This window comes from Streptomyces sp. YS415, assembly GCF_023544665.1.
Lineage (GTDB): Bacteria > Actinomycetota > Actinomycetes > Streptomycetales > Streptomycetaceae > Streptomyces.
The window spans coordinates 1-591 of record NZ_JAMJFL010000089.1 but is presented as its reverse complement, the minus strand read 5'-3'; the positions used below and the strand labels follow the sequence as shown (position 1 = coordinate 591).

Below are 591 nucleotides of genomic sequence, written 5' to 3'. Positions count from 1 at the left end.
GCGCACATCCCACGCCCGCACCGGCAACGGCTCCAGCACACCCGACTCGAACAAGCCCATCAAGGCCCGCAACATCTCGCCGATCCGCACCGCACCCGCATCAAGCATGTCAAAAGCGAGGTACTCAACACCCGGCTGCTCCACCGCCACCCGGATATCGGTCTTGCCCATCTCCAGGAACCGGCCACCGGACGTCAACAGCTCCAGCGAAGCATCGACATACTCCCCCGCCAGCGAGTTCAAGACGACGTCCACACCCGCCCCGGCGAAGGCCTCCCGGAACACCAGATCACGCGAGGAGGCAATCTGGTCATCCCCCAACCCCAGCCCCCGCAGCACACCCCACTTCCCCGGACTCGCCGTCGCCAGCACCCGCGCACCCAGATGACGGGCCAGCTGCACCGCAGCCATCCCCACCCCACCGGCACCCGCATGCACCAACACCGTCTCCCCGGCCCGCACACGACCGAGATCAACCAACCCGTAATACGCGGTCAGGAACACCACCGGAACAGTCGCCGCCTGCTCGAACGACCACCCCTCCGGCACCCGCACCACCACACGCGCATCCGCCACCGCCAACGGACCGAA

Annotated in this window: 1 protein-coding gene; it reads right to left on the bottom strand. The window is 67.3% G+C overall.

Translation table 11 applies throughout. From position 1 onward, the window contains the following. Nucleotides 1–591: zinc-binding dehydrogenase (locus tag M8H82_RS36370; protein ID WP_250080040.1), on the bottom strand; the 591-nt coding region annotated here is incomplete at both ends.